General features: G+C 61.8%; 12 protein-coding genes. 8 read left to right on the forward strand and 4 right to left on the reverse strand.

Annotated elements, in window-relative coordinates:
* Positions 1-36 precede the first annotated feature (36 nt).
* Positions 37-1,047, forward strand: a complete 1,011-nt coding sequence (locus tag FHT93_RS17690; protein ID WP_113017037.1) for a Tim44 domain-containing protein — start codon at positions 37-39, stop codon at positions 1,045-1,047.
* Here the strand turns inward: FHT93_RS17690 and FHT93_RS17695 are convergent.
* Complete coding sequence (locus FHT93_RS17695; RefSeq protein WP_113017038.1) at positions 1,044-2,075, reverse strand: hydroxyacid dehydrogenase; 1,032 nt, start codon at positions 2,073-2,075, stop codon at positions 1,044-1,046. The genes FHT93_RS17690 and FHT93_RS17695 overlap by 4 nt on opposite strands.
* Positions 2,076-2,319: 244 nt before the next feature.
* Here FHT93_RS17695 and FHT93_RS17700 point away from each other — a divergent pair, with 244 nt between their 5' ends.
* The 7 genes from FHT93_RS17700 to cydX all read left to right on the forward strand — a co-directional run bounded on the left by FHT93_RS17700 (position 2,320) and on the right by cydX (position 10,073).
* Positions 2,320-2,919, forward strand: coding sequence for a HupE/UreJ family protein (locus FHT93_RS17700; RefSeq protein WP_113017039.1), 600 nt, complete (start codon positions 2,320-2,322; stop codon positions 2,917-2,919).
* A gap of 255 nt (positions 2,920-3,174) precedes the next feature.
* Positions 3,175-3,750 carry a GbsR/MarR family transcriptional regulator gene (locus FHT93_RS17705; protein WP_113017040.1) on the forward strand — a complete coding sequence of 192 codons (576 nt, stop codon included), beginning with the start codon at positions 3,175-3,177 and terminating at the stop codon, positions 3,748-3,750.
* A 4-nt stretch (positions 3,751-3,754) separates the two neighbouring features.
* On the forward strand, positions 3,755-5,431 hold the full coding sequence (gene cydD / locus FHT93_RS17710) for a thiol reductant ABC exporter subunit CydD (RefSeq protein WP_113017041.1): 1,677 nt from the start codon (positions 3,755-3,757) through the stop codon (positions 5,429-5,431).
* Positions 5,428-7,119, forward strand: a complete 1,692-nt coding sequence (locus FHT93_RS17715; protein ID WP_183848660.1) for an amino acid ABC transporter ATP-binding/permease protein — start codon at positions 5,428-5,430, stop codon at positions 7,117-7,119. Before cydD ends, FHT93_RS17715 begins: the two co-directional genes overlap by 4 nt.
* Positions 7,120-7,196: 77 nt before the next feature.
* Positions 7,197-8,777, forward strand: a complete 1,581-nt coding sequence (locus tag FHT93_RS17720; RefSeq protein WP_112972386.1) for a cytochrome ubiquinol oxidase subunit I — start codon at positions 7,197-7,199, stop codon at positions 8,775-8,777.
* Between the two features lie 6 nt (positions 8,778-8,783).
* The gene (cydB, locus tag FHT93_RS17725; protein ID WP_183848662.1) at positions 8,784-9,938 is read left to right on the forward strand and encodes a cytochrome d ubiquinol oxidase subunit II; all 1,155 of its coding nucleotides are present in this window, start codon (positions 8,784-8,786) and stop codon (positions 9,936-9,938) included.
* Between the two features lie 12 nt (positions 9,939-9,950).
* Positions 9,951-10,073 (forward strand): cytochrome bd-I oxidase subunit CydX, encoded by a 123-nt coding sequence (gene cydX / locus FHT93_RS17730; protein ID WP_112542487.1) that lies wholly within the window; start codon positions 9,951-9,953, stop codon positions 10,071-10,073.
* 59 nt (positions 10,074-10,132) lie between these two features.
* On the opposite strand, the gene FHT93_RS17735 is transcribed toward cydX, so the two are convergent.
* From FHT93_RS17735 to FHT93_RS17745, 3 genes are read right to left on the reverse strand one after another with little or no spacing between them, the layout of a single operon-like run.
* Entirely contained in the window at positions 10,133-10,543 is a 411-nt protein-coding gene (locus FHT93_RS17735; RefSeq protein ID WP_112972389.1) for a VOC family protein, read from the reverse strand.
* A gap of 10 nt (positions 10,544-10,553) precedes the next feature.
* Positions 10,554-11,651 carry a Gfo/Idh/MocA family oxidoreductase gene (locus FHT93_RS17740; RefSeq protein WP_183848664.1) on the reverse strand — a complete coding sequence of 366 codons (1,098 nt, stop codon included), beginning with the start codon at positions 11,649-11,651 and terminating at the stop codon, positions 10,554-10,556.
* 10 nt (positions 11,652-11,661) lie between these two features.
* Positions 11,662-12,672 carry a Gfo/Idh/MocA family oxidoreductase gene (locus tag FHT93_RS17745; RefSeq protein WP_113206646.1) on the reverse strand — a complete coding sequence of 337 codons (1,011 nt, stop codon included), beginning with the start codon at positions 12,670-12,672 and terminating at the stop codon, positions 11,662-11,664.
* Positions 12,673-12,716 lie beyond the last annotated feature (44 nt).

Here is a 12,716-nt window from a genome sequence, read left to right on the forward strand (position 1 = left end):
CGAACATGCCATTCAGCGCATGATAGGAGATGAAGAATGCCCAGTGCCGTTTCGCGTTTTGCCAGGATTGCGGCTATCGCTGTACTTGCGAGCGCCACCGTCTTTGCTTCGATCGGAGACGCCGATGCGCGCCGCGCCGGCGGCTTTGGCGGATTCGGAAGCCGTGGCACGCGCACCTTCAACGCGCCTCCGATCACACAGACTGCCCCGGCCCCGGCCGCGCCCATCGAACGCTCGATGACGCCGCGCCCGCAGACGACTGCGCCTTACGGCACCCAGCAGCCCGGTTATGCTCAGCAGCGCCCCGGCCTCTTCAACGGCTTCGGTCGTTCGATGATCGGTGGCCTGATTGCCGGCGGCCTTCTCGGCATGCTGCTCGGCCATGGTTTCGGTGGCGGCTTCGGTTTCCTTGGCATGCTCTTGCAGATCGCGCTGATCTTCGGAGCGATTACACTCGCCATGCGTTTCTTCGCCAATCGCCGCCAACCCTCGTATGGAACAGGCAGCCATAGCTATGGTGGACCGCAGGCCCATAACATGACGCCGGCCAATGGCGGTTCGTCCTTCCATATTCCGGCGATCGGCTCGGGTTCCGGCAGCCAGCAGCGCAATGCCCGCCCGAGCGATGAGGTCGGCCTTGCCCAGGCGGACCTCGACCAGTTCGAGGAATTGCTGACAAAGGTTCAGACCGCTTATGGCGCAGAAGACTACGCCGCGCTGCGCCGCCTGACGACACCGGAAGCCATGTCCTATCTTGCCGAAGAGCTTGGCGAGAACGCCACAAATGGCGTGCGCAACCAGGTCTCCGACGTCAAGCTTCTGCAGGGCGATATTGCCGAAGCCTGGCGTGAGAACGGTCAGGAATATGCAACGCTTGCGATGCGTTATTCCTCGATCGACGCCATGGTCGAGCGCGCGAGCGGCCGTGTCGTCTCGGGTGACGATCGCCGCCCGAGCGAAAGCACAGAGGTCTGGACCTTCGTGCGCAAGCCCGGCGCCGATTGGAAGCTTGCCGCTATCCAGGGCACCGGCCAGCGCGCAGCCTAATTGACCGACACGGGTTTGGAGCGCATTCGGGACACCGTTTCGCGCTCCGCCCGCTTGCAGCGCATCGGCGGCAGGCCGCGATCCATCAGATCCATGTCTTCGAGCACCATGTCGCCCATCCTCTTGAAGGCGATATCGAGCGCACCTGCCCGATGGGCCGAGCGGAGGAAGCCTTTGAGGCTGCGGACGGGATGGTCGAGCGGCAGCGGTTCCTGAGGATAGACATCGCTTGCCGCCACGATATGGCCTGACGCGACGGCCGCCATCAGCGCTTCGAAATCCACGACATCGGCACGGCTGAGCAAGATGAAGGCCGCACCCTTGCGCATGCTGGCGAAAGCATCCGCGCCGAGGAAGCCCCTGTTTTCGCTGGTGACGGAGGCAACGACGAAGACGAAATCGCTCTGTGTCAGCACGTCGTTCAGGCTCGCTGGCTCGACGCCATTTTCTTCCAGGATCGAACGAGGCATCCAGGGATCGAAAACCCTGATTCTGGCGCGAAAGCCTGAAAGGACGCGGCGCAACGCCTTGCCGAGATCGCCGAAACCGACAATCCCAATCTCCGAACCCGCGATCAGCCGCGCGCTCGTATTGCCCTCGCCGCCCCAGAGTTCCTTGCCCTCCCGGAACGCAACATCGGCGTCGACGATGCCACGGGCAAGGCTCAACGCAAAGCCGAGGCCGATCTCCGCCACGGGCTCTGCAAAAACCTGTCCGGTCGTCACCACGTGGATGCCGCGCTGGAAGAGGATCTCATAGGGCATGTTATTGAGGAGGTTGCTCTCGACGTTGAGGATCGAGCGAAGCTGCGGCATGCGGCCGAGTGTTTCCGCCGAAAGCGGCGGCTGGCCGATGATGTAGCGCGCCTTGCCCAGAATATCCTCTCCGAGGCCGGCGATGTTTTCGGCATCGGCCTCGACAATCTCATATTTGGCATTGAGTTCGGCACGCGCCTTGTCGCTGAAGATCAGGTCGAGCGTGCGCGGTTCCGGCGCACTGATTGCCAGCGGCTTTTCGGTATTCGTCATGGAATCCTCCTCAAGATGCGGCGGCTCTCACCGCCGCAACGTGATTGATAGTACCGTTGGCGGGCGCTTGTGAAGACGCCTTTCAAAACGGCAATTGCCTACGATATAAGCACTTGAAATTCCTACCTATTCTTTTGCTTTCCGTTGACGATGAAATTTCGCTGGATTAGCTTGTGGAAGCGACTTGCAACCGGGACTGAGCGATCGGCGGCCGCAGGATCTATAAAACAGAGGGAATTCCATCATGAAATCAGTCTTCAAGAGCGGCGTCCTTGCGCTTGCCGCCGCAGCGCTTCCTGCAGCTGCCTATGCCCATACCGGCGTCGGCGAGACGGCAGGCCTTGTCCATGGTTTCAGCCATCCGGTGTCCGGCCTCGATCACATCCTGGCCATGGTCATGGTCGGCGCGCTCGCCTTCCAGCTTGGCGGCCGCGCCGTCTGGGCCGTGCCAGCGACCTTCGTGCTTGTCATGGCCTTCGGCGGCGCGCTCGGCATGGCCGGTATCAACGTGCCTTTCGTTGAAACCGGCATCGCGCTTTCCGTCATCGTGCTCGGTGCTGTCGTCGCTCTGAACATGCGCGCCTCCACGGCGGCCGCAATGGCTGTTGTCGGCCTGTTTGCAGTCTTCCACGGCCATGCGCATGGGGTCGAAATGCCTGAAAATGCGGGTGGTGCCGCCTATGCCGCAGGCTTCATGTTCGCAACGGCCCTGCTGCATGCAGTCGGGCTCGGCGTTGGTTTCCTTATCGCTCGCTTCGGCGAACGGCGGGGTGTCTTTGTCATGCGTACGACAGGCGGCCTTGCAGCTATTGCCGGCGTCGGCCTCCTGACTGGCCTCATCTGAGGCTCACGCCTCACCGACAAGTTAAAATTCAAACAGCATCTGGCGCCCGGCAGACACCAGTCTGCCGGGCGTTTTATGTTTGCAAGATTTGATTCAAGTCAATTCCGGGCGCTCAGCGCCGGTCTATGAAGAAGCAGATCACCGAAGAACGCTTCCAAATTGACGCAGGTCAAGCTCGCCAATTGCGGCACAAACGCGAAAGTCTGTATAGTGATTTCAGAAATTTCTGAAATCACAGACGCAACGGAAATGACAATGAACCTTCCGCCTCTCGTTCAGTCCTTCGTCCTGCACTTCGGTGAAATGGGTTCCCGCTGGGGAATCAACCGTACGGTCGGCCAGATCTATGCTCTGCTCTACGTCTCGCCAGCGCCGCTCTGCGCAGAGGAAATCGTCGATGCCCTCGGCATATCGCGCTCGAATGTTTCCATGAGCCTTCGCGAGCTGCAGGCCTGGAACCTGGTGCTGCTACGCCACAAGCCGGATGACCGGCGCGATTTCTTCACGACGCCCGACGACGTCTGGGTCATCCTCAGAACACTTGCCGAAGAGCGAAAGAAGCGTGAGGTCGATCCGACGCTTTCCGTGCTGCGCGAGATTCTCATGCAGCGCCCCGCAAGCGAGGCCGAACGCCATGCGCAGGAGCGCATGAGCGAGATGCACACGCTGATCGAGCAGCTGACGCATTGGTACGAAGACGTAAAGCAACTTGAAACAGAGAGACTTGCAACGTTACTCTCGTTAGGCGCGAAAGTGACCAAATTGCTGGAGGCCAAGGACAGGGTCGTTTCGCTTGGCCGCCGCCGTCCCAATCCCGCGAACAAGAGCTAGCGCCATGACCCGTGCTTTCTTCGACGCGAGAAACCGGCGAGAGGCGGGGACACGCAAGCCCGCTGCAAACAGACGCCGCTTGCGCAGCGCCGCAATGCTCCAGGCCTTCGCGGCCGCGCTCTGGATTCTGCAGGCGGGCCTGCTTGCCTGGTCTGTCGGCAGGCTTGCCGATGGTGGCGGTCTTAATGATGTCCTATGGCCGGCTGTCTCTGTCTTGCTGCTCGGCATCGTCAAGAGCTGTCTTGATGCAGTCGGCACCCGCCTCGCCTTTCGCGCGGCCCGCGCTGAACTCAGCGAAAAGCGGGCGACAGCCGTCCGCCTGCTCGCACGGCTCTCGCCCGTCGATATCGGCCGTCCAGCTTCCGGCGAAGCAGCGAGCATTCTCGGCGAACAGGCTGAGCTGATCGTACCCTTTCTCTCCCGGTTCCAGCCGACGCGGATGAAGGCAAGCCTTGTGCCGTTCATCATTCTCGGCTGCATTTTCCCCATCTCCTGGATTGCAGCACTCGTGCTGCTGTTCGCTGCGCCGCTCATTCCGATCTTCATGGCGCTGATTGGCTGGCGCGCGCAGGCTGCAAGCGAAAAACAGCTTATCGCAACGGGTGGCCTCAACGCTTTCCTGCTCGACCGTCTGCGCGGTCTTGCAACGATCCGCTCTCTCGGCGCCGTCGATGCCACTGCGCACCGGCTCCGCGCGGAAGCAGAATCGCTCCGCACGCGCACTATGGCAGTGCTGAAGATCGCTTTTCTGTCTTCGGCTGTGCTCGAACTCTTTTCGGCACTGGGCGTGGCGATGACCGCCGTCTATATCGGCTTCAGCCTGCTCGGCGAAATCCGCTTCGGCGCCTGGTCGGCCGGCCTCAGCCTCTCTGAGGGCCTGTTCATCCTGCTGCTGGCACCGGCCTTCTTCGAGCCACTGCGTGAACTCTCCGCTGTCTGGCATGACCGTGCCTCGGGCGAAGCCGCGCTGAAGGCACTGGATGGATTAGCTGCCGGAGGCATGACGCTTCCCGAACGGGAGAATGTCGCCGCCGCAGGAGCCCGCGACATCCGTCTGGTAAACGTTGGCTTTCGCTACCAGCCCGATCAGGAGCCGGTGCTTGAAGGCTTCAACCTCGATATCGCCGCTGGCGAACATCTGGCGCTGCTCGGCGCGAGCGGCAGCGGCAAATCGACCATACTTTCGCTGATCGCCGGCCTGGCACCTTGCGGAGAAGGTATGGTTCTGATCGGAGGCGCGACGGCGAGGCGCGGCGGGATGGCCTGGATCGGCCAGAAGCCGCATATCTTTGCTGGCACGATATCGGCCAATATCGCGCTCGGCCGGCCCGGAATGACAAGAGACAAGGTCGCCGATGCACTCGAACTGGCAATGCTTGCCGGCGTCGCGCAAGCCTACGGCCATCGCCCGCTCGGCGAAGGCGGCATCGGCCTTTCCGGTGGCGAGGCGCTGCGGCTGGCGATCGCACGGGCGGCCTGCGATCCCGATATCCGCATCATCCTTGCCGACGAGCCGACCGCCCATCTCGATGCCGAGACTGCCGCTGAGATCACCGCCAGCCTACTCGCCCTCGCCGAAGATCGCACGCTGATCGTGGCCACGCATGACCCGCTGCTGGCCGCGCGCATGCAACGCACCATCCGCCTTGACAGCGAAACCCTTCGGGAGGCAGCCGAATGACCTTTTTCCTCAAGGATATCAAACCGGTCCTGCATCTCTTCCTCGAGACACGCCGTAGGGAACTGCTGCTCGGCGCGGTGCTGTCGGCCGCGACTGTCATCGCCGGCATTGCTCTGCTCGGCCTGTCGGGTTGGTTCATCACGGCGACCGCGCTTGCCGGGCTTTCGATCACGGTTGCCGCGACCTTCGACGTGTTTGCACCATCGGCAAGCATTCGCTTCCTCGCCATTCTGCGTACAGCAGCCCGCTATGGCGAACGGCTGACAACTCATAATGCCACGCTTGCCATCTTGGCTGCCCTGCGCGAGCGGCTGTTCCGAGGCTGGGCATCGGCGGGTGCTGCGCGCACGCTTCTCAACCGACCGGCTCGACTGCTCTTCCGGCTGACAGCAGATATCGACGCGCTGGATTCACTTTACCTGCGTGTTCTCGTGCCGGCGACCGTGGCGATCGGTGCAGCACTCGTCGCCAGCGTCACGCTCGGGCTGATGCATCCGCTGTTTGGGCTGCTCTTCGGCCTTTGCCTTATACTGGTTGGACTTGGTCTGCCGCTCGCTGCGGGTCAGGCAGCCCGCAAATTTGCACGGCGGCGCGCTTATGGCATCGAGACACTACGGTCGCGGACGATCGATCTCGTTGCCGGACAGGCCGATCTTCTGATGGCAAATCGGCTTGCCGCCCAGGAGCACGCGATATCAGCCGCAGACGCCTATGTGGCAAACGCCGACGACCGGTTGAACCGGATAGAGACCGGCGTGGCCTTCGGCTTCGGGCTCTTTTCGACCGCCCTGCTGGTCGCGGCACTGCTCTCCGTAGCGGCGCTGATGCAGGCAGGGGCGATCAGCGCTCCTGTGGCAGCACTGGGCGTGCTCGTTGCCTTTGCCGCCGCAGAACCCTTCGCAGTATTGCGCCGGGGTGCCCTGGAATTCGGACGGACGCTGCTTGCCGCCGGACGCATCGCACCGCGCCTTTCCGCAGTCGAGGCGGATTTCGCGCCCAAGGCGCCTGCACATGAACTCGCCTTCGCACTGCAGAACGTGACCGCTATCCACGATGGCGCGGCCCTGCCGGCCTTACGGAATGTGACCCTGGAAGTAAGCCGCGGCGAACATATCGCCGTGATCGGCTCGAGCGGAGCCGGCAAATCGACCCTGTTATCGCTGCTTGCAGGCGAATTTCCACCGGCCTCCGGCATGGCCGCTGCACTCGACGGCACGCTGCTGACCCAGCGGACCGAACTTTTCCAGGATACGCTGCGCGGCAACCTCGTGCTCGCAGCGCCAGATGCCGATGACGACCGGTTGCGCGATGCGCTTGCCGCTGCCGGCCTGATTGCCGATGTCGATGCGCTGCCATCGGGCCTTGATACACTGCTGGGCGAAGGCGGCATGGGGCTTTCCGGCGGCCAGTCGCGTCGGCTGGCGCTCGCCCGTCTCTTTCTGCGTGACACGCCGCTCTGGCTTCTCGACGAACCGACCGAAGGTCTCGATGGGCGCACGGCGCGCGACGTACTGCATCGGCTCGCAGTCGAGGCGGAAGGCCGGTCACTGCTCATCGCAACGCATATTCGCCGCGAAGCGGCGCTCGCAGACCGCATCGTCGTCGTCGACGGCGGCCGCATCACAGAAGTTTCGCGCCGTGGAGAGGCGGCGTTCGAAAAGGCGCTCGATCGGCTTCGGCCGGATTGAGCGAACAGGCCTACCCCGCGTGGCCGGCCGGCCACGCGGAAACTCTTGATACCGCGTGGGACCGTGGGAGAAAGATAATGGAACTAGACATCGTAGCGCTATCGCGCTTCCAATTTGCGCTGACAGCGCTTTATCACTTTCTGTTCGTACCCCTGACGCTCGGCCTTTCCGTGCTGCTTGCCATCATGGAGACGACCTACGTCATGACCGGTCGCCAAATCTGGCGGCAGATGACGAAATTCTGGGGCACTCTGTTCGGCATCAATTTCGTGCTGGGCGTCGCCACCGGTATCGTCATGGAATTCCAGTTCGGCATGAACTGGAGCTATTACAGCTATTACGTCGGCGATATTTTCGGCGCCCCGCTGGCGATCGAAGGCCTGATGGCCTTCTTCCTCGAAGCGACCTTCGTCGGCCTCTTCTTCTTCGGCTGGGACAAGCTGTCGAAGGTCGGCCATCTGGTGGCAACCTGGGCGGTGGCGCTCGGCTCGAACTTCTCCGCGCTCTGGATTCTCATCGCCAACGGCTGGATGCAGAACCCGGTCGGTTCCGCGCTCAATCCGCAGACGATGCGTATGGAGATCGTGAGCTTCTTCGACGTGGTCTTCAATCCCGTCGCGCAGGCAAAGTTCGTCCATACGGTCTCGGCCGGCTACGTCTGTGCCTCGATCTTCGTGCTCGGCGTCTCGGCCTGGTACATGCTGAAGGGCCGGCATATCGAGCTTGCAAAGCGCTCGATGACCGTTGCCGCATCCTTCGGCCTCGCCTCGGCACTCTCGGTCGTCGTGCTTGGTGACGAAAGCGGCTATCTCGCTACCGAAAACCAGAAGATGAAGCTCGCCGCAATCGAGGCCATGTGGAAGACGGAGCCGGCTCCGGCTGCCTTTACCGCCTTCGGCTTCCCCGATCAGGAGGCGCGCGAAACCCATTTTGCCGTCCATATCCCCTGGGTCATGGGCCTCATCGGCACACGTTCGCTGACGACGGAAATACCCGGAATCGACAAGCTCGAACAGCAGGCCGAAGCCCGCATCCGCGACGGCATCAAGGCCTATGATGCGCTGGTGCAGATCCGCTCCGCGCCGACGCAGGATCAGGTTGCCCAGGAAGTGCGCTCCTCGTTCGAGGATCTAGGCCACGACCTCGGCTATGCCCTGCTCCTGAAGCGCTATGTCGATGATCCACGTCAGGCGAGCGACGAGCAGATCGCCCAGGCCGCGCGTGACACGATCCCGCACGTGCCGACGCTCTTCTGGTCGTTCCGCATCATGGTTGGTCTCGGCATGTTCTTCATCGTGCTGACGGCAACCTTCTTCTGGCTGTCGGCTCGCCGGCATCTCGACAAGTACCCGCTGCTATTGCGCATCGCGGTCTTTGCCATCCCGCTGCCCTGGATTGCCATCGAGGCAGGCTGGGTGGTTGCCGAAATCGGCCGTCAGCCCTGGGTGATCGAAGGCGTACTGCCGACGGCGGTCGCCGTTTCCAACCATGGCGCCTGGGCGGTGCTGCTCACCATCATCGGCTTTGCCGCGCTCTATACGACGCTGATCATCATCGAGATGAGCCTGATGCTGAAGGCGATCCGTCAGGGGCCGGAACCGGACCACGAGCCGGAAGCCAAGCTGATCTCCGAAACCCTCGTTCCAGCCGCGGAGTGACCTGTCATGATCCTGTACGAACTCATCGACTATCAAACCTTGCGCCTCATCTGGTGGGTCCTGCTCGGCGTGCTCCTGATCGCCTTTGCCGCGACCGACGGCTTCGACCTCGGCGTCGGCACACTGCTGCCCTTCGTCGCAAAGACCGATGCGGAACGCCGTGTCGCCATCAATACGATCGGCGCCACCTGGGAAGGCAACCAGGTCTGGTTGATCCTCGCCGGCGGCGCCATCTTCGCCGCCTGGCCGCCGCTCTACGCGGTCTCCTTCTCGGGCTTTTACCTGGCGATGTTTGCGATCCTCTTTGCGCTCATCCTGCGCCCTGTCGGATTCAAGTACCGTTCCAAGCGGGACAGCGCCAACTGGCGCAATGGCTGGGACTGGGCGCTCTTCGTCGGCGGCTTCGTACCGTCGCTAATCTTCGGCGTTGCCGTCGGCAATGTGCTGCAGGGCGTGCCCTTCCGCTTCGCGGATGACATGCGCATCTTCTATGAAGGCTCGTTCTTCGCGCTTCTGAACCCCTATGCCCTTCTCTGCGGCCTGCTCTCCGTCGCCATGCTCATCATGCACGGAAGCGCATGGCTGGTGCTCAAGGCAACGGGGCCGGTCGCCGATCGCGCCCGCCGCTTCGGCAGCATCGCGGCGCTTGTGGTCATCGTGCTCTTTGCGCTTGGCGGCCTGTGGCTTTGGGCCGGCGTCAGCGGCTATCGCATCACCAGCGATATCAGCCCGGTCGGCCCGTCAAATCCGCTTCTGAAAACGGTGTCGCAGGAAGGCGGGGCCTGGCTTGCCAACTACGGCACCTATCCCTGGATGATCGTTGCTCCGATCCTCGGCTTCCTCGGTGCTGCGGCTGCCTTCATCGCGATGCAGGCCCGGCGCGAGGTCGTGACACTGCTCTTCAGCAAGCTCTCGATCCTGGGCATCATCTCGACGGTCGGGCTGTCGATGTTCCCATTCATCCTGCCCTCCTCGCTCGATCCGAAGTCGAGCCTGACGGTCTGGGATGCATCGTCGAGTCACCAGACGCTTTTCATCATGCTGGTGGTCACGGTCATCTTCCTGCCGATCATCATTGCCTACACCGCCTGGGTCTACAAGGTTCTGTGGGGCAAGGTCGACGAGAAGAGCGTCACAGACAAGAACAGCCACGCCTATTGAGGAGACGAAACGATGTGGTATTTCGCATGGATACTCGGTCTGCCGCTGGCAGCCGCCTTCGCCGTCCTCAACGCCATGTGGTACGAGCTCACGGATGACGAAGCCAAGAAGAAGACTTCGGGCGAACGCCGATAAATTCGAAGGGCGCGGTTCAGACCGCGCCCTTTTTCTTTCGAGCGGGCGCGTGGCAGCTGTCAGCCAAGCCGGTTCTGTGAGCGCTCCGCAAGCTCGACGATGATACCGTCGGGATCGCGAACAAAGGCGATCTTGTTCAGCATCTCGGAATGGACGGCGAAGCGCGGACGTTCCTTGATTTCGACGCCCGCCGCTTCCAGCCGCGCGAAGGTTTCTTCGACATTCTCAAAATGGAAGGTGATGTGCTTGACGCCAGCCGTTCCCTCCGGGAGATCGACCGCCCTCGCCGCACCGCCGGGTGGTCCGAAAACCTCCAGCATGCCGCCGCCGGCATCGAGAAATGCGACCTGCATGCCGTCAGGCATCTGCTTGCGCAGATGCAGCTTCAACCCCAGCAGTCCGCAATAGAATTCGATGGCACGATCCATATTGCCGACCGTCATGCCGATATGCTCGAATGATTTCAGCACCGTCTTTTCCTCAGACGCTGGCGGCTGGGCGCCGTTCTTCTTCCGGCAGCCAGGAACCGTATAAGGGATGGTCGGCCGTAATCGGCATCGGCGTCGGCCGGCCCGTGCGCTGCGAATAATAGGCGGCCGTTACCAGCTCAAGCGAATTGCGGGCATCCTGCAGGGTAACCGGCGGATCGCGGTCATCCATGATTGCCTGATGGAAAAGCTGGAATTGGCGCGTATACCCGTCCTCCCTGGCTTCGTAGCCAGCAAGGGCGGCATCGATGCGCGCCTGATGCTGTTCGCTTCCAGCGATGAAGGTCCAGGGATCGCGGCCCATCGTATAGGGTTCCAGAATGCTTTCTGCGACGAGATCGCTGAAGCAGAAGCGCAGCCTGGAGATTTCCTTGCGAGAGCCGAGGGTCATGGAAAGCGTCGCAAGCGAGCCGTTCTGCATCTTCACCGACAGTGACGCGGTATCCTCGACCTCGATCGGATTGACGAGCGTCGCACCATAGGAAAACACCTCGGCACAGGGGCCGTGGACATAGTTCAGCATGTCATGAGCATGGATGGCATGACCGAGCAGGCCGCCGCCGAGTTCCGTCGCCCACTTGCCACGCCAAGGCACCGCATAATAATCCGGGCCGCGCCACCAATGCGTTTCGATCGTGGTCAGGAAGGGCTTGCCGGCCAGGCCGCGCTCGATCAGCAATTTCAGCTTCTGCAGGCCGCTGCCATAGCGATACTGGAAGATCGGCATCAGCTTGCGCCCGTTCGAACTCGCAAGGATCTTTGCCATCTCATCGACTTCGGTAATCGAACCGAACAGCGGCTTTTCGCAGATCACATGCTTGCCGCTCTCGATCGCCTTCTTGCACAGTTCGAAATGCGAGCTCGGCGGCGTGGCGATATCGATGACATCGAGATCGTCGCGCGTGAAGAGCGAATTCGTATCCTGCGTATATTCGGGGATCTTGTGCTCCTCGCAGAGCGGCTGGCCGCGATCGGCATCGAGAGAGCAGAGAACGGGAATTTCGAAGAGATCGCTGTTCCAGGCGAAACCTGTCAGGTGCCGCTCAGCGATGCCTGCACCGATGACGCCGACGCGCAGTTTCCGTGTCATGGTGTCTTCCTCAGCGATTACCGATACGGGCGGCTTTCGACTGCGCTTCAAGCGACAGACGGCAAACCTCGTAAACGTGGTTATGCGTCATCGCCGTTTCGCTGCGGTCACGCACGTCGGCGACAAAGGCGTCGAAATAATCAAGCTTCTCGCCGCTGCAATCGATATGCGTCATCTCCTTGCCATTGACGAGGAAGAGATGATCCTTGCCGGGACGGCCGGCGATATCGATATACTTGCGCAGCTCGATATAACCCTCGGTGCCGAGGATGGTCAGTCGACCGTCGCCCCAGGTCGGCAGCGCCTCCGGCGTGAACCAGTCGACGCGGATATAACCGCTTGCCTTGTCGGAACGCAGCAGCACTTCGCCGAAATCCTGGAAGGCCGGTTTTTCCGGCATGCCGAAATTACCAACAGAGCTTGCGACCACCTCGCCCGTCGTCGAGCCTGTGTAGAACAGGAACTGGTCGACCTGATGCGAGGCGATATCGACGATAATGCCGCCGAAGGCTTCCGGATCGAAGAACCAGTCCGGCCGTGTCGGCAGCTGCAGCCGGTGCGGCCCCATGCCCAGCGTCTGGATGACCTTGCCGATCGCCCCTTCCTTCACCAGCTTGCCGGCCTTGACGGCAGAGCGCACACAATGGCGTTCGGAAAAGCAGATGGAGAAGATCTTGCCGGTCTCGGCAACGGTACGTTTGACCTCTTCCAGCTGGGCGAAGGTCGTCACGCCGGGCTTGTCAGTCATGACATCCTTGCCGGCTTTCATCGCGCGGATGGCAAGGCCGGCGCGGTCACGCGGGATCGCGGCAATGCAGATGATGTCGATGGAGGGATCAGCGAAGATCTTCTCACGGTCGATCTGCGGCGCGTCCGGATAGGTTTTCTCGAACATTTCGCGGATCGCCGGCACTGATGTCTGCGGGCAATAGCCGACGAATTCGGCGCCGGCGGCCAACAATCCCTTCACATGATCGAAAGTGTGCCCATGATCGATTCCGACGACGGCAAATCTTAGCATCGCAATATTATCCTCCCGGGGAATTATCCGGGCCGGCTTACGCC

The sequence above is a fragment of the Rhizobium sp. BK379 genome (genome assembly GCF_014193955.1).
Lineage (GTDB): Bacteria > Pseudomonadota > Alphaproteobacteria > Rhizobiales > Rhizobiaceae > Rhizobium.